Below are 16,155 nucleotides of genomic sequence, written 5' to 3' on the forward strand. Positions count from 1 at the left end.
CGGCGTCCCCGGCCTCCTCCGACGGCCGGCTCTGAAGGGGGCGACGATGCGGCGGACGCACGACGACACGGAGCGCGCGGCGGCGGTGGAGCGGGCCCTGGGCGCGCTCGACCTCGACGCCCGGTGCGCGCTGCCGGCCGGCGCGGACATGTGGTCCCTGGCGGCGCGGGAGGACGTGGGCCTCGGGCGGGTGGTGATGTCGGACGGCCCGGCGGGCGTACGGGGCGAACGCTGGTCGGCGGACGACCCGTCGCTCGCCCTGCCCTGCCCCACCGCGCTGGCCGCCTCCTGGGACCCGGACCTGGTGCGCCGCGCGGGCCTGCTGCTGGCGCAGGAGGCGCGCCGCAAGGGGGTGCACGCGGTGCTCGCCCCGACGGTGAACCTGCACCGCACCCCGCGCGGCGGCCGGCACTTCGAGGCGTACTCGGAGGATCCGCTGCTCACCGGCGTGATCGGCGCCGCCCTCGTACGGGGCGTGCAGGACGGCGGCGTGGGCGCGGTGCCCAAGCACTTCGTCGCCAACGACTCGGAGACCGGCCGCTTCACCGTCGACGTACGGATGGACGGGACGACGCTGCGCGAGCTGTATCTCGAGCCGTTCGAGCGGATCGTGCGCACGGCGCGGCCGTGGGGTCTGATGACCGCGTACAACGGCGTCGGCGGCGTGACGATGACCGAGCACGACGAGCTCAACAACCGGGTGCTGCGCGGGGAGTGGGGCTTTCGCGGGTTCCTGGTCTCCGACTGGACCGCCGCCCGCGACACCGTCGCCGCGGCGCGCGGCGGCACCGACATCGCGATGCCCGGACCCGACACCGTGTACGGGGAGCGCCTGGCCCGCGCGGTACGGGAGGGGACGCTTCCCGGGGCGACGGTCGACACCCTCGCCCGGCGGGTGCTGACGCTGGCCGCGAAGGCGGGGCGGCTGGCGGGCGCCCCGGCCGCGGAGGCGACGGCGGAGCCGGTGGACGGGGAGGCGCTCGTCCGGGAGCTCGCGGCGCGGTCGTGCGTGCTGCTGCGCAACGAGGGCGGGCTGCTGCCGCTGGCGGGCGGGGTGCGCCGGATCGCGGTGATCGGCCGGGCGGCCGCCGCGCCGCGGATCGGGGGCGGCGGGAGCGCGCAGGTGTTCCCGGCGCGGGTGACGACACCGCTGGCCGCGCTGCGTGAGGCGGTCGGCGGGGAGGTCGGGTACGTGCCGGGGCCCGATCCGCTCGCGAGGGTCGCGCCGGCCGCGTTCCCGCTGCGGGCGGTGCTGTACGGGTCCGGGGGCGCGGCGCTGCACGAGGCGGGGGTGCCGGGCGGGCGGGTGGCGTGGCTCGACGCGCTGCCCGGCGGGGTGGAGCGGGCGGCGCTGGCATCGGTGGAGGTCAGCGGGGTGCTGACGCCGGAGGCGGCCGGTACGCACGAGCTGGCCGTGCGGGGGGCGGGGCGGTTCCGGCTGGCGGTGGACGGGGTTCCCGTGTTCGACGGTGAGCTGGTGCCCGCGGGCGGCGATCCGGCGGCGGCGCTCTTCGATCCGCCGCAGGAGGTCGTACGGGTGGCGGTCACCGGCCCCGTCGGTGTGTCGCTCACGTTCGTCCCGCACGGGCCCGTGGCGTTCGAGCTGGGGCACCGCGAGCCCGGGCGGCCGGTGGAGGCGGAGATCGCGGAGGCGGTCGAGGCGGCTGCCGGGGCGGAGGTGGCCGTCGTGTTCGTGGGGACGACGGAGGAGTCGGAGTCCGAGGGCGCCGACCGGGACACCCTCGCGCTGCCCGGTGCGCAGGACGAGCTGGTGTCACGGGTGGCCGCGGTGAACCCGCGCACCGTCGTGGTCGTCAACGCCGGGGCGCCGGTGCTGATGCCGTGGCGCACGGAGGTGGCCGCGGTGCTGCTGGCCTGGCTGCCGGGGCAGGAGGGCGGCGCCGCGCTGGCGGAGGTGCTCACGGGGGCGGCGGAGCCCACCGGGCGGCTGCCCACCACGTGGCCGGCGGCGGACGCCGACGCGCCGGTGTGGCGGGTGGAGGCGGACGCGGACGGTGTCCTGGCGTACGACGAGGGGCTGTTCACCGGGTACCGGGCGTGGCGGCGGGGCGGCGGGCGGCCGGCGTACTGGTTCGGCGCCGGGCAGGGCTACACCTCGTGGGCGTACGAGGGGATGGACGTCGTCGCCCACTCCCCCGGCGGGCGTGATCCGTACGCCGATGTCGCCGAGGTCACCGTGCGCGTGCGCAACACGGGGGCGCGCAGGGGGCGGGAGACGGTGCAGGTGTACGTGTCCGCGCCGGAGGGGGCGGACGGGCGGCCGGATCTGACGCTCGCGGGGTTCGCGGTGGTGGAGGCGGATCCGGGGGAGACGGTGGCGGCGCACGTCGCGGTGGCACTGCGGGCCGTGCAGACGTGGGACCCCGCGTCGCAGGCCTGGGTGACGCGCGGCGGGGTGCGTGCGCTGCGGGCCGGCCGGAACGTGGCCGACCTGCCGCTGACGGCCGAGCTGCTGGTGGCCCCGCCCCTGTGAGTACGCGTTGCGCCGCCGGGCAGGTTCAGTGAGCGCGTTCACGAGGACCGCCCCCACCGGGGCGGCCCGGAGGGGGAGAGACGATGGACGAGTCACTGGCGGCACTCGACGCCTGGCAGCTGGACCCGTACCCGCACTACCGGCGGGCCCGCGAGACGCCGGGCCTGACGTTCGTGCCGGAGCTCGACGCCTGGCTCGTCGCGCGGGACGAGGACGTACGCGAGGTGCTGCGCCGGCCGCGGGAGTTCTCGTCCGCCAACTCGCTGCGGCCCGACGTGATGCCGGGGCCGGGGGCGCTGGGCGTGCTGACGACGGGGTTCGGCGGCTACCCGTCGGTGGTCGCCGTCGACGGCGACCCGCACCGCCGGCTGCGCGCGCCGGTCAACCGGGGGCTGACGCCGGCCCGGGTGGAGGCGGTGGTCCCGTACATCGGGGCGCGGGTGGCCGAGCTGGTCGACGGCTTCGCCGGGGACGGTCGGGTCGAGCTGGTCGGCGCCTGCGCGCGGCTGCTGCCCGGCCGGGTCGTCGGACATCTGCTCGGCCTGCACCCGGCCGACGTGCCGACGGCGGTGCACGGCAGCTACCGGGCGGAGGCGCTGCTGTTCCGGCCGATGAGCCCCGAGGAGCAGATCGGCGCGGCGGAGGACGTCGTCGCGATGCAGCATCTGCTGGACTCGTACGCCCGGGCGCGGCGCCGCCACCCGCGCGACGACATGATCGGCGAGATGGTGTCGGGCCTGGCGCCCGGCACCGGCGAGCTGACGCCGGAGCAGCGCAACGAGATCGTCTCGCAGCTGCAGAACCTGCTGATCGCCGGGCACCTCACCACCAGCGCCCTGATCGGCACGACGGTCCTACAGCTGCTGCGCCACGACCAGTGGCACCTGCTGTGCGAACGCCCGGAGCTCATCCCGGCGGCGATCGAGGAGGCCGCCCGGTACGACTCGGTGGTGCAGGGCTTCCGCCGGCTCACGACCGGCCCGGTGACCCTGGCGGGCACCGAGCTGCCGGCCGGCGCGGCGGTGTTCGCGGCGTTCGGCTCGGCGAACCGGGACGAGGAGGCCGTGGACCGTCCCGAGGTCTTCGACATCACGCGCGAGCCCGGCCGCCGGCTGGCGTTCGGCCACGGCCCGCACGGCTGCCCCGGCCATCAACTGGCCCGCGAGCAGCTGCGGCTGACGCTCGAGGCCCTGTGCGCCCGCTTCCCGGGGCTGCGGCTCGCCCCGGGGCATGAGGTACGGATGCTGCCCACGCTGATCCACCGGTCGCCGGCGGAGCTCAATCTGGTGTGGTGACTCCCGGACACCGGCGATTTCGCCGATTCCGACCGGTCGGTACGTATGCCAGCGTGCACATGTCAGATTTCCATCCGGCGGCGAGCGGACAACCCCCACGTCCCTCGAGCCGCCCGTCGTGAGGGAGTTGAAGACCGTGCACGAATCCTCAGACCGCAAGGCCCGCCCGGGCCGGCGTCGCGTCCGCGGACTGCTCGCCGCCGTGGTGTCCGTGGCCGCGCTGGCCGCGGTGACGACACCCGGCATCGCCTCCGCCGCACCCACGGCCGCCGCCGCATACGGCGTGGAACAGACGTCCGTCTCCCGCCTCCTCGTCTCCGGCTTCGGCGGTGGCACCATCTACTACCCGGACGCCTCGGGGCCGTTCGGCGCCGTAGCGATCTCGCCCGGGTTCACCGCGACCGAGTCGAGCATCGCCTGGCTCGGGCCGCGACTGGCCGAGCAGGGCTTCGTGGTGTTCACCATCGACACCAACACCATCTACGACCAGCCGGCGAGCCGGGGCGACCAGCTCCTGGCCGCCCTGGACTACCTGACCCAGCGCAGCTCCGTGCGCGGCCGCGTGGACGCCTCGCGGCTGGGCGTGATGGGTCACTCCATGGGCGGCGGCGGCACGCTGGAGGCCGCGAAGGAACGTCCCTCCCTCAAGGCGGCGATCCCGCTGACGGGGTGGAACACCGACAAGACCTGGCCCGAGATAAGCACGCCCACCCTGGTCATCGGCGCGGACGGCGACAGCATCGCGCCGGTCCTCACCCACTCGCAGCCCTTCTACACCTCGCTGCCGGGCACCCTGGACAAGGCGTACCTCGAGCTGAACAACGCCACCCACTTCACCCCCAACACGTCCAACAGCACCATCGCGACGTACTCCATCGCCTGGCTGAAGCGCTTCCTGGACGGTGACACGAGCTACAACTCCACCCTGTGCCCGGGCCCCGGCCCGAGCCTGACGGTGGACGAGTACCGCAGCACCTGCCCGTTCTGACGGCCGGAGAGCGGCCGCCCCCGCGCGGGGGCGGCCGCTCTCGCGTGTCGTTTCCTGCCATGTTGACGTCCCCCGCGCGCCTGAACGAACATCGGTAACGCGCGCCTCGCGACCTGCCGGAGCCCGCTCCGCATGCCCCACCCGCGCACTCGACCCCGCCCGCCCCGACGTCCGCGGCCCACCACCCGAGACCAGGTCCTGAGGAGCTCCACTCATGCATGACGACCGCGCCCTGCTGGAGGGCCGCCTGTCGCGCGTCCTCGACGAGCGCATCCGCCCCGCCGTCTATTCCGACCGCGTCCCGCTGGAGATCACCTGCTGGCAGGCGCCCGGTGAGCCCGTCCCGGTCGCCGAGGGCCTGGCGGCGGCCACCGTGCCGATCGCGCCCGGTGACCCGTGGGGGCCGCCGTGGGGCACGACATGGTTCCGGGTCGAGGGCCGGGTGCCCGAGGAGTGGGCCGGGCGGGAGGTGGAGGCGCTGCTGGACCTCGGGTTCGACACCCGGATGGACGGCTTCCAGTGCGAGGGCCTGGTCTACCGCCCGGACGGCAGCCCCGTGAAGGGCCTCAACCCGAACAACCAGTGGGTGCGGATCGGTGCCCCCGCGGCCGGCGGCGAGCACGTCGTCCTGCACGTCGAGGCCGCCTCGAACCCCGTACTGCTGGACTACCACCCCTTCCGGCCCACCCGACTGGGCGACAAGGAGACGGCCGGCTCCGAGCCCCTGTACCGGCTGGGACGGATGGAGCTGGCCGTCCTGGACCGCGAGGTGTGGAACCTCGTCCTGGACCTCGAGGTCCTCGGCGAGCTGATGCGCGAGCTGCCCCGGGACTCGGCCCGCCGCCCCGAGCTGTTGCGGGCGATCTCCGACGCGCTCGACGTCATCGACCTCCAGGACGTGGCCGCCACCGCACCGGCCGCCCGCGGGCGCCTGGCCGGCGCGCTGTCCTCCCCCGCGAACGCCTCCGCCCACCGGATCAGCGCCGTCGGGCACGCCCACATCGACTCGGCGTGGCTGTGGCCGCTGCGCGAGACGGTGCGCAAGGTGGCCCGTACCGCGGCGAACATGACGAACCTGATGGAGGACGCGCCGGAGTTCGTCTTCGCCATGTCGCAGGCCCAGCAGCTGGCCTGGATCAAGGAGCACCGCCCCGAGGTGTACGAGCGGGTGCGCGCCGCCGTCGCCGCCGGACAGTTCGTCCCGACGGGCGGCATGTGGGTCGAGTCCGACACCAACATGCCGGGGTCGGAGGCGATGGCGCGGCAGTTCGTGCACGGCAAACGGTTCTTCATCGACGAGTTCGGCATCGACAACGACGAGGTGTGGCTGCCCGACACCTTCGGCTTCGCCGCCGGGCTGCCGCAGATCATCAAGGCCGCCGGCTCCAAGTGGCTGCTCACCCAGAAGATCTCCTGGAGCAAAACCAACAGCTTCCCGCACCACACCTTCCGCTGGGAGGGCATCGACGGCACGCAGATCTTCACGCACTTCCCCCCGATCGACACATACAACTGCACGATGAACGGCGCGGAGATCGCACACGCGGCCCGCAACTTCAAGGACAAGGGCGCCGCCCGCCACTCGCTCGCCCCCACCGGGTACGGCGACGGGGGCGGCGGTACGACCCGGGAGATGGTCGGCCGAGCGGCGCGGATGAAGTCGCTGGAGGGCTCGCCCGTCGTCACGTGGGAGAAGCCGGCGGACTTCTTCGCCCGCGCGGAGGCGGAGTACGAGCAGCCCCCCGTGTGGGCGGGCGAGCTGTATCTGGAGCTGCACCGGGCGACGCTGACCAGCCAGGCGCAGACCAAACAGGGCAACCGGCGCAGCGAGCACCTGCTGCGGGAGGCCGAGCTGTGGGCGGCGACGGCCGCGGTACGGGCCGGGTTCGCGTATCCGTACGAGGACCTGGACCGGCTCTGGAAGACGGTACTGCTGCACCAGTTCCACGACATCCTGCCCGGTTCGTCGATCGCCTGGGTCCACCGGGAGGCACGGGCGACGTACGCGCGGGCGGCGGCGGAGCTGGAGGAGATCATCGCCGGGGCGCACTCCGCGCTGGCCGGGACGGGCACGCGGGAGCTGCTGTTCAACGCCGCGCCGTACGCCCTGCACGGGGTGCCGGCGGGCGGCGCGGACGTCGCGGCCTCGGCGGCGGGCAAGACGGTGGTGCACGAGCGGGCGGACGGCGGTTACGTCCTGGACAACGGGCTGCTGCGGGTGTCCGTGACGGAGCAGGGCCTGATCGACTCGGTGTACGACCTCGCGGCGGAGCGCGAGACCCTGGCCCCCGGGCGGCCGGCAAACCTGCTGCAGCTACACCCCGACTTCCCGAACATGTGGGACGCGTGGGACGTCGACAAGTTCTACCGCAACGGGGTCCGCGATCTGACGGACGCCGATTCGCTGACGGCCGAGGACGGCGGGGTGCTGCGGATCGTACGGACCTTCGGCGACTCGCGCGTCGTACAGCGGCTGTCGCTGCCGGCGGACGCCCGCCGGGTGGACATCGCGACGGAGGTCGACTGGCACGAGACGGAGAAGTTCCTGAAGCTGGCGTTCCCCCTGGACCTGCACGCCGAGCGCTACGCCTCGGAGACCCAGTTCGGGCACTTCTACCGGCCCACGCACAGCAACACCTCGTGGGAGGCCGCCAAGTTCGAGGCCTGCAACCACCGCTTCGTGCACGTGGAGGAGCCCGGCTGGGGCGTCGGCCTGGTCAACGACTCCACGTACGGCCACGACGTGACCCGCGCGGTGCGTCCGGAGGACGGCGGTACGACGATCACGGTGCGCGCCTCGCTGCTGCGCGCGCCGCGCTTCCCCGACCCGGAGACGGACCAGGGCCTGCACCGCTTCCGGCACGCGCTGCTGCCGGGCGCCTCGGTCGGCGACGCGGTGCGCGAGGGCTACGCGATCAACCTGCCGGAGCGGACGGTACGGGGCTCGGACGGTGTGGAGCCGCTGGTGACCGTCTCCGACGAGGCCGTGACCGTCAGCGCGGTGAAGCTGGCGGACGACGGGTCGGGCGATGTCGTCGTGCGGGTGTACGAATCGCGGGGCGGCCGGGTACGGGCGTCGCTGACCACCGGCTTCGCGGCGGCGTCCGCCGTCCGGTGCGATCTGCTGGAGCGCGCCCTGGAGCCGGTCACCGTGGCGGACGGGTCGGCGGTACGGCTGGAGCTGCGGCCGTTCGAGCTGGTGACGCTGCGGTTCGCACGCGGCTGACGCGGGAGCGATGAGTTTCCTCCGGATGCGCGGTCAGTACGGGCGGAGCAGCATGACCGACGAGACGCGCACCGGAGGAACACCCGCCATGACCGACCTGCAGCAGCGGATCCAGGAAACCGTCGACGAGCTCGTCGCGAGGGGCGAGGAGCGCGGCATCCAGGTCGCCGTGTACCGCGACGGCGAGCAGATCGTCGACGTGGTCGCCGGCGTCGCCGACCCGGCGACCGCCCGGAGGGTGACCTCGGGGACGGTGTTCCACAACTACTCCATGCTCAAGGCCGCCACCTCGACGCTGGTCCACATCCTGGCCGAACGGGGACTGATCGGGTACGACACGCCGGTCGCCGAGGTGTGGCCGGAGTTCGCCGCCCACGGCAAGGGGGCGGTGACCGTACGCCAGGTGCTGAACCACACGGCGGGCGTCCCGGGCATCCCGCTCGACACCACCGTCGCCGATCTGTGCGACTGGGACCGGATGACGGCCGCGGCGGCGGACGCCACGCTGTGGTGGGAGCCGGGGACGAGGATCGGCTATCACGCGTACACCTTCGGCTACATCCTCGGCGAGGTGATCCGCCGGGTCACGGGCAAGCCCCTCGCGCGGGTGCTGGTGGACGAGATCGGTGAGCCGCTGGGCATCGCGGACGAGCTCTACTTCGGCATGCCGGCGTCGGAGCACCACCGGCTCGCCGTCCTGGAGGACGCGCCGGGCGCCGCCGACATGGCGGACTTCTTCCCCGCGGACTCCCCCCTCGCGAGGTCGGCCCCACCGGCCACCCATCCCTCGGCGGAGCTCGGCAACCGCCCCGACGTCCTCGCGGCGGACATCCCGGCCGGCGGCAAGACCTCGGCCCGGGCGATCGCCCGGATGTACGCGGCGCTGCTGGGCCCGGTGGACGGGGTGCGCCTGCTGACACCGGAGCGGCTGGCGGAGGTGTCCGCGGTCTCGGCGTCCGGCCCGGACGAGCTGTTCGGCATGGAGTCCGCCTGGGGCCTGGGCTACGGGATCGGCGGCGTGGCGAACACCCACGGGTCGGTGATCGGCATCGGCGGCGCGGGCGGCACGTTCGCGTGCGCGGACACGGCGACGGGCGTGACCTTCGGCGTGACGAAGAACCGGGTGGGGATGGACTTCGCGAGCGTGACACGGATCTCGGAGCTGATCATGGGTTGATAGCACGGCGTATCACGTCCCCACGCAATCCGTAACCGTCGCCACTCGCGCAACACGGTCCCCAATCGGCTTTGCGAACCACCCCCTGGTGTGCGGTATTGTTCTCGTGCGCGACCGGCACGGGGGAAACCCCAGGTCGGACAAGCACCGGGACGTGGCGCAGTTTGGTAGCGCACTTGACTGGGGGTCAAGGGGTCGTGGGTTCAAATCCCGCCGTCCCGACAGTTCGAAGGGTCTTCGCAGGTCATCACCTGTGAGGGCCCTTCCGTCGTTTCCGGGACGACTCCGCCGCCCGGGGGTGGTCCACACCACCGCGAACTCCCCCGCGGCCACCGGCCGGTGCCCGGTCCGCCGGCTCCGACGGCGCCCCATGTCGCACTCAGGGCCATGACACGCACAAGTCGATCACGGTCACCGATCCGTCATCGAATGTCCCGTATGGAGCGCAAGTGTGACTTCACCGTTCAATACCTGTCACTGCGGACGGTGATCGTCCGGGCACTGATAGAACTCTTTCCGACCAACAAAGCTGCCGGTGTCCTGGCCGGAGCGCATCTCCGCAGCTGAGGAACGACCGCCGTCCACCGTGACGGCGGAGGAGATGACGAAATGACATGGATCATGACCGCGGCAGGACCGTCAACTCGCCGTCATGTTCCAGGAACAGGCAGAACGGGGTGCGGAACAGGCTCGTCGGTGCTGCGTGCGACCGGGCTGCGGGCTCCTTCGGCCCCACCCCGGCGCGGACGGACACCGCGCACAGTCCCGTGCGCCTGGCACAGCTGTTGTACGACCGCGTCGGGCCGTGGGGTGCCACGACGGTGCTGCTGGCGATCATCGACGGTGAGGGCGGGCTTCGGATGAGCGGTGTCGCCGGTGCCCCGACCCAGGCGGTCAGCGACTGGTCGAGGATCCCGCTGCGCTGTCTGTTCCCGCTCACCCGGCTGGCGCCGAAGGAGCGTCTGCTGTGGCTGGACGACGACAGCGGGGACCGGATCCTGATCTGGGTCACGACGTGGCACACCTCCGCCCCCGTCGACGACACGCTGGTCTGCGTGGTCACCGTGACCTGGCCGAAGGGGCCCGCCCTGGAGCCCGCGGTCGCCGGCCGGGCGGCGGAGCTGGCCGGTGACACCGGGCGCGCGCTGTGCGGTCTGGCCGAGCTGGCGCTGCCGGGGGACGAGTTCGCGGCGCCGTGGCTGGCCGCCGTACTGAACGCCATCCCCATCCCCGCGGCGCTGGTCTTCCCCGTCCGGGACAAGCGGCTCCAGGTCGTGGAGTTGCGCATCGAACGCTGCAACACCCACGCCACGGACGTACTGGGCCGGGCCCCCGACCACATCACCGGCCGCGGACTCCTCACGGCGTTCCCAGGTCTCGCCGCGGCCGGGATCTTCGGCGCGTTCGTCGGGGTCCTGGAGACCGGAGTCCCCTTCGAGCAGGGCCCCTTCGCCTACGAGGAGCCCATGAGCGGCGTCCGCTACCCCGCCGTGATGAGCCTGCGGGCCCAGCGCGTGGGCGGCGGGCTCCTGGTCAGCTGGCAGTTCCACGACGAGCAGGCCCGGATGGCCGGCCGGATCGACGACGCCGAGCGCCTGGTGGGCCTCGGCTGGGCCGAGTGGAATCTGGTCACCGGCGAAACCACCTGGTCGCGCGGCGTGTACGACATCCTCTCCGTCGACCCGGAGTCGGACCCGCTGCCCCTGGACGCACTCCCCCGCTACGTCCACGAGGACGACCGCCCCGCCGCCGCCGAGGCCACCCGGACCCTGGCGGCGGGGACCGAGACCGTCACGTTCGAGGTACGGACCGTGCCCGCCGCCCGGATCCGGCACGCCCGGATCACCGCCGAACTGGTCCGCGACAGCCTCGGCAACATGATCGCCGTCCACGGCGTCGTCCAGGACGTCTCCGCCACCCGCCGGATCGAGGCCGCGCTCGAGGCCTCCCGGCAGGAGGCCGAACGCCAGCGCCAGCACCGGGCCGAGGAGCTGCAGCTGGCCCTGCTGCCCAAGCCGGGCGGCCGGCTGCCCGGGCTGCGGATCGCGGTGCGCTACCGCCCTGCGGAGGACTGCGCGCGGGTGGGCGGCGACTGGTTCGAGGCGGCCCCGCTGCCGGACGGACGGATCCTCATCGCCATCGGCGACGTCAGCGGCCACGGCCTGCGCGCGGCGGCCTCCATGGCGCGGCTGCGCAACGCACTGCTGGGCATCGCCCACACCGGCGCGGACGCCGCCGGAATCCTCGACTGCCTCAACCTCGTCACCCTCAACAGCCAGGAGTCCGCCGTGATGGCGACCTCCGTGGTCGGCCACTTCGACCCCGGGAACCGCACCCTGGCCTGGGCCCGGGGCGGCCATCCGCCCCCCGTGCTCGTACGCGACGGCCGCGCCCGCGAGCTGCGCAACGCCGAGGGCACCTCGCTGGGCGCCGTCACGGAGGCCGGGTACCGCGTGGTGACGACCCGGCTGCGCCCCGGCGACCGCGTGATCCTCTACACCGACGGCCTGGTCGAGCGGCGCGACGCCCCCTGGAGCCGGCGCATGGCCCTGCTCCGCGACGCCGCACGGCGGGGCGCGGCGGGCGACCCCGAGGAGCATCTGGACACCCTGCTGTCCGCCCTGGACACCAACCCGGAGGACGACACCTGCGTCATCCTCCTGCACGTGGAGGACTGACCCCATGACCCCGACGGAAGCGGCCGTCCACCACGCCTTCGCCGCCCGGGAGCCGGCGCTGAACGGCGTCGCGGACCAGGCCGGACGGCTGGGCGTGGCCTGCCGGGACATGGCGGCCCGGTTCCGGCGCGGCGGCCGGCTGATCACCTTCGGCAACGGCGCCTCGGCCGCGGACGCGAGCCATCTCGCCGTCGAGTTCATGCACCCGGCCGTCGTGGGCAAGCCCGCCCTGCCGGCCGTGGCCCTGGGCAACGACACGGCGACGCTCAGCGGGATCGGGACGCGGGAGGGGTTCGCGGAGGTCTTCGCGCACCAGCTGCGGGCGCTCGCCGGGCCGGACGACATCGCGCTGGGCCTCACGCCGGACGGCCGCTGCCGCAACCTGCACCGGGCCATCGCCACCGCCCGGGAAGGCGGCCTGCTCACGGTCGTGCTGAGCGGCGGCGACGCAGCGGACGCCCCGGCCGCCGATCATCTGCTGTGCGCGGCGTCCGACGACCCGCTGATCGTCGCGGAGGCCCATATGACCTTCTATCACCTGCTGTGGGAGCTGACGCAGGTGTTCCTCGAGCAGTACGGGACGGAGCGGATCGGATGAGTTCACCGGACGGGAGCTGTGCCGGGGAGGTCTGTACGACCTGCGCGGACGAGGCGGTCCCGATGCGGCTCGTATCGCTGCTGCCCGGCGAACTGGCGCTGGCGGACGGGCCCGGGGCGCGGCAGGAGATCAGCGTGGCGCTGGTGTCGGCCGCCGTGGGCGACACCGTCCTCGTACACGCGGGTGAGGCCATCGCCCGGATCGCTGGAGTGACGCATGAGTGACGTACCACGGATGACGGAGGTGGCGGACCTGTATCCGTTCCTCTACCGGCAGCCCACGGACCCCGGCGACGTCCTGGCCGAGGTGACGCGTGCCGCGCGGGAGAAGGCGGCCGGGATCACCGAGCTGCGGCGCGCCGTCGTGGCCGGGCACGCGGCCGGGATCGCCGCGTGTGCCGCGGCCATGGCGGAGCGGTTCGCCGCCGGCGGGCGGCTGTTCGCGTTCGGCAACGGCGGGAGCAGTACGGACGCCGATGCCCTGGCCGCCACGTTCCTGCATCCGCCGCCGGGCGCCCGCGTGCTGCCCGCGCAGTCGCTGACCCGCGACTCGGCGGTGGTCACCGCGCTCGCCAACGACGTGGGCTTCGAGTCCGTGTTCACCCGCCAGCTGGCGGCCGTCGGGCGGCCCGGCGACATCGCGGTCGGGCTGACGACCAGCGGCGGTTCGGCGAACGTCGTACGGGCGCTCGGGGAGGCGGCGCGGCGCGGGCTGCTGACCGTCGCGCTGGCCGGCCACGGCGGCGGCCGGCTGGCCGGACTCGACGTACTCGACCACCTGTTCGTCATCCCCTCGGCGTCCGTCCACCGAATCCAGGAGGCGCAGACGACGGTTCGCCACGTGCTGTGGGAGTGCGTCCAGCGGGTCCTGGGTGAGGGCCGATGACGGAGCCGACGGTGCATGTCCTGTGGCTCAACGCCGGGCTGAGCTGCGACGGCGACTCGGTCGCCCTGACCGCGGCCACCCAGCCGAGCATCGAGGAGATCGCGACGAGCGCGCTGCCGGGGCTGCCCCCGGTGGAGCTCCACTGGCCCCTGCTGGACTACGAGTGCGGACCGCAGGGCGGCGCCGACGACTTCGTCGCCTGGTTCCACCGGGCGGCCCGGGGCGAACTCGACCCGTTCGTCCTTGTCGTCGAGGGCTCGGTCCCCAACGAGGACGTCAAGCAGGAGGGGTACTGGACGGGCTTCGGCAGCGACCCGGCGACGGGCCAGCCCATCACCGTCTGCACCTGGCTCGACCGGCTCACCCCGCACGCCACCGCTGTCGTCGGCGCGGGCACCTGCGCCGCGTACGGCGGAGTCCACGCCATGGCCGGCAACCCGACCGGGGCCATGGGAGTGCCCGACTACCTCGGCTGGGACTGGCGCTCCACGGCCGGCATCCCGATCGTCTGCGTACCGGGCTGCCCGGTCCACCCCGACAGCTTCGCGGAGACCCTCGTCCACCTGCTGCACCAGATCGCCGGCCGGGCCCCGATGATCGAGCTGGACGACAACCTCCGCCCCGCATGGCTGTTCGGCCGCAGCGTGCACGAGAGCTGCAATCTCGCCGGCTACTACGAACTGGGCCGCCTCGCCACCGGCTACGGCCGCGACGAATGCCTGGTGAAGGTCGGCTGCTGGGGACCGGCCGTCAAGTGCCCCGTGCCCCGGCGCGGCTGGATCAACGGGGTGGGCGGCTGTCCCAGCGTCGGGGGCGTCTGCGTCGCGTGCACCATGCCCGGCTTCCCCGACCAGTTCATGCCGTTCATGGACGAACCCGGGCTGACGGTCGCGCCGGCCACGGAGGGCCTGTACGCGACGCTCGTACGCACGCTGCAGAGCGTCGTCCTGCACGAGGCCGAGAAGGAACCGGAGTGGCGCCGCCGCGGCGACGCGCTCACCACGGGCTATACGGCCCCCTGGGGAGGAGTTGACCAGCATGGGTGACGACGGTCTGGTCGAGATGGCGTGGGACCCGATCACCCGCATCGTGGGCAGCCTCGGCATCCACACGAAGATCGACTTCGGCCGGGGGGTGGTCTCCGAGTGCCACAGCACCTCGTCGATCTTCCGCGGCTACAGCGTCTTCATGCAGGGCAAGGACCCCCGCGACGCGCACTTCATCAGCAGCCGCATCTGCGGCATCTGCGGCGACAACCACGCCACCTGCTCGGTCTACACCCAGCACATGGCGTACGGGATCCGGCCCCCGGCACTCGCGGAGTGGATCCTCAACCTCGGCGAATCCGCCGAGTACATGTTCGACCACAATCTCTTCCAGGAGAACCTGGTCGGCGTCGACTACTGCGAACGCATGGTCCGCGAGACCAACCCCGGCGTGCTGGACCTCGCCGAACGCACCGAGGCCCCGCACGCCGCCGAGCACGGCTACCGGACGATCGCCGCGATCATGCGCTCCCTCAACCCGATGGAGGGCGAGTTCTACCGGGAGGCGCTGCAGGTCAGCCGGTCCACGCGGGAGATGTTCTGCCTGATGGAGGGCCGCCACGCGCATCCCTCCACCGTGTATCCGGGCGGCGTCGGCACCACCGCCTCGGTGCAGTTGTTCACCGACTACCTCAGCCGGCTGATGCGGTACGTCGAGTTCATGAAGAAGGTCGTGCCCATGCACGACGACCTGTTCGACTTCATCTACCAGGCGCTGCCCGGGTACGAGGAGGTCGGCCGCCGCCGGGCGCTGCTCGCCTGCTGGGGCGCCATGAACGACCCGGCGCACTGCGACTTCCGCTACGAGACGATGGGCGACTGGGGACGCCGGATGTTCGTCACCCCCGGTGTCATCGTGGACGGCAAGCTGGTCACCAACGACCTCGTGGACATCAACCTCGGCATCCGCATCCTGCTGGGCAGTTCTTTCTACGACGACTGGGACAACCGCGAGCCCTTCGTCACCCACGACCCCCTCGGCAACCCGGTGGACCGGCGCCATCCGTGGAACCAGCACACCGTCCCCCGGCCCCAGAAGCGCGACTTCAACGACAAGTACACCTGGGTCATGTCCCCGCGCTGGTTCGACGGCAAGGACCACCTCGCCCTCGACTCCGGCGGCGGCCCGCTGGCCCGGCTGTGGTCCACCGCGCTGTCGGGGCTCGTCGACATCGGCTACATCAAGGCCACCGGACACAGCGTGCGGATCCATCTGCCGCGCACCGCCAACAAGCCCGAGACCACCTTCGAATGGCGGATCCCGGAGCACAACGGCGAGCCCCTGAGCAACGCGATCGAACGCAACCGGGCCCGTACCTACTTCCAGGCGTACGCCGCCGCCATGGCCCTGCACTTCGCGGAGCAGGCCCTCGGCGAGGTCCGCGCCGGACGCACCGAGACCTGGGCCCCGTTCGAGGTGCCCGACAACGCGATCGGCTGCGGGTTCAGCGAGGCCGTCCGCGGCGCCCTGTCCCACCACATGGTGATCAGGGACGGCCGGATCGCGAACTACCACCCCTATCCCCCGACCCCGTGGAACGCCAGCGGCCGCGACGCGTTCGGCACCCCCGGGCCCTTCGAGGACGCGGTGGCGGGCACCCCGATCTTCGAGGAGAACCCGCCGGACAGGTTCAAGGGCATCGACATCATGCGGGCGGTACGCAGCTTCGACCCGTGCATGCCGTGCGGCGTCCATCTGTATCTCGGGAAGGGGAAGGTGCTGAAGAAGCTCCACTCCCCCACCGCCTACGCGGGCGGGAGCTGAGCC

General features: G+C 73.0%; 11 protein-coding genes and 1 tRNA gene. All 12 read left to right on the forward strand.

Going from position 1 to position 16,155, the window contains the following annotated elements:
- Nucleotides 1-46: 46 nt before the first annotated feature.
- Nucleotides 47-2,494, forward strand: a complete 2,448-nt coding sequence (locus SRB5_RS01155) for a beta-glucosidase family protein (RefSeq protein ID WP_153449489.1) — start codon at nt 47-49, stop codon at nt 2,492-2,494.
- An 83-nt stretch (nt 2,495-2,577) separates the two neighbouring features.
- Nucleotides 2,578-3,789 carry a cytochrome P450 gene (locus SRB5_RS01160; protein ID WP_153449490.1) on the forward strand — a complete coding sequence of 404 codons (1,212 nt, stop codon included), beginning with the start codon at nt 2,578-2,580 and terminating at the stop codon, nt 3,787-3,789.
- Between the two features lie 136 nt (nt 3,790-3,925).
- Entirely contained in the window at nt 3,926-4,777 is an 852-nt protein-coding gene (locus tag SRB5_RS01165; RefSeq protein WP_407703855.1) for an alpha/beta hydrolase family protein, read from the forward strand.
- A 214-nt stretch (nt 4,778-4,991) separates the two neighbouring features.
- A complete protein-coding gene (locus SRB5_RS01170) occupies nt 4,992-8,003 on the forward strand; it encodes an alpha-mannosidase (protein ID WP_153449491.1) in 3,012 nt (1,003 codons plus the stop codon).
- A gap of 52 nt (nt 8,004-8,055) precedes the next feature.
- Nucleotides 8,056-9,180: a serine hydrolase domain-containing protein gene (locus SRB5_RS01175; RefSeq protein WP_228389676.1), complete on the forward strand. Its 1,125-nt coding sequence runs from the start codon at nt 8,056-8,058 to the stop codon at nt 9,178-9,180.
- A 148-nt stretch (nt 9,181-9,328) separates the two neighbouring features.
- Nucleotides 9,329-9,402: transfer RNA gene (locus tag SRB5_RS01180), tRNA-Pro, on the forward strand.
- 545 nt (nt 9,403-9,947) lie between these two features.
- Entirely contained in the window at nt 9,948-11,858 is a 1,911-nt protein-coding gene (locus SRB5_RS01185; protein ID WP_153449492.1) for a PP2C family protein-serine/threonine phosphatase, read from the forward strand.
- Nucleotides 11,859-11,862: 4 nt separating this feature from the next.
- Nucleotides 11,863-12,456 carry a D-sedoheptulose-7-phosphate isomerase gene (locus tag SRB5_RS01190; protein ID WP_153449493.1) on the forward strand — a complete coding sequence of 198 codons (594 nt, stop codon included), beginning with the start codon at nt 11,863-11,865 and terminating at the stop codon, nt 12,454-12,456.
- Nucleotides 12,453-12,680, forward strand: a complete 228-nt coding sequence (locus SRB5_RS01195; RefSeq protein WP_153449494.1) for a HypC/HybG/HupF family hydrogenase formation chaperone — start codon at nt 12,453-12,455, stop codon at nt 12,678-12,680. The genes SRB5_RS01190 and SRB5_RS01195 overlap by 4 nt, the downstream gene beginning before the upstream one ends.
- On the forward strand, nt 12,673-13,341 hold the full coding sequence (locus SRB5_RS01200; protein ID WP_228389677.1) for a D-sedoheptulose-7-phosphate isomerase: 669 nt from the start codon (nt 12,673-12,675) through the stop codon (nt 13,339-13,341). The genes SRB5_RS01195 and SRB5_RS01200 overlap by 8 nt, the downstream gene beginning before the upstream one ends.
- Nucleotides 13,338-14,387, forward strand: coding sequence for an NADH-quinone oxidoreductase subunit B family protein (locus SRB5_RS01205; RefSeq protein ID WP_153449495.1), 1,050 nt, complete (start codon nt 13,338-13,340; stop codon nt 14,385-14,387). Before SRB5_RS01200 ends, SRB5_RS01205 begins: the two co-directional genes overlap by 4 nt.
- Entirely contained in the window at nt 14,380-16,152 is a 1,773-nt protein-coding gene (locus tag SRB5_RS01210; RefSeq protein WP_153449496.1) for a nickel-dependent hydrogenase large subunit, read from the forward strand. Before SRB5_RS01205 ends, SRB5_RS01210 begins: the two co-directional genes overlap by 8 nt.
- Nucleotides 16,153-16,155: the final 3 nt, after the last annotated feature.

The sequence above is a fragment of the Streptomyces smaragdinus genome (assembly GCF_009604385.1).
GTDB classification, from domain to species: domain Bacteria; phylum Actinomycetota; class Actinomycetes; order Streptomycetales; family Streptomycetaceae; genus Streptomyces; species Streptomyces smaragdinus.

Excerpts from the sequence above, each read along its gene's own strand:
- SRB5_RS01195 (WP_153449494.1), top strand. The coding sequence starts at position 12,453 with ATGAGTTCACCGGACGGGAGCTGTGCCGGGGAGGTCTGTACGACCTGC.
- SRB5_RS01160 (WP_153449490.1), top strand. The coding sequence starts at position 2,578 with ATGGACGAGTCACTGGCGGCACTCGACGCCTGGCAGCTGGACCCGTAC.
- SRB5_RS01155 (WP_153449489.1), top strand. The coding sequence starts at position 47 with ATGCGGCGGACGCACGACGACACGGAGCGCGCGGCGGCGGTGGAGCGG.
- SRB5_RS01200 (WP_228389677.1), top strand. The coding sequence starts at position 12,673 with ATGAGTGACGTACCACGGATGACGGAGGTGGCGGACCTGTATCCGTTC.
- SRB5_RS01190 (WP_153449493.1), top strand. The coding sequence starts at position 11,863 with ATGACCCCGACGGAAGCGGCCGTCCACCACGCCTTCGCCGCCCGGGAG.
- SRB5_RS01170 (WP_153449491.1), top strand. The coding sequence starts at position 4,992 with ATGCATGACGACCGCGCCCTGCTGGAGGGCCGCCTGTCGCGCGTCCTC.
- SRB5_RS01205 (WP_153449495.1), top strand. The coding sequence starts at position 13,338 with ATGACGGAGCCGACGGTGCATGTCCTGTGGCTCAACGCCGGGCTGAGC.
- SRB5_RS01210 (WP_153449496.1), top strand. The coding sequence starts at position 14,380 with ATGGGTGACGACGGTCTGGTCGAGATGGCGTGGGACCCGATCACCCGC.
- SRB5_RS01175 (WP_228389676.1), top strand. The coding sequence starts at position 8,056 with ATGACCGACGAGACGCGCACCGGAGGAACACCCGCCATGACCGACCTG.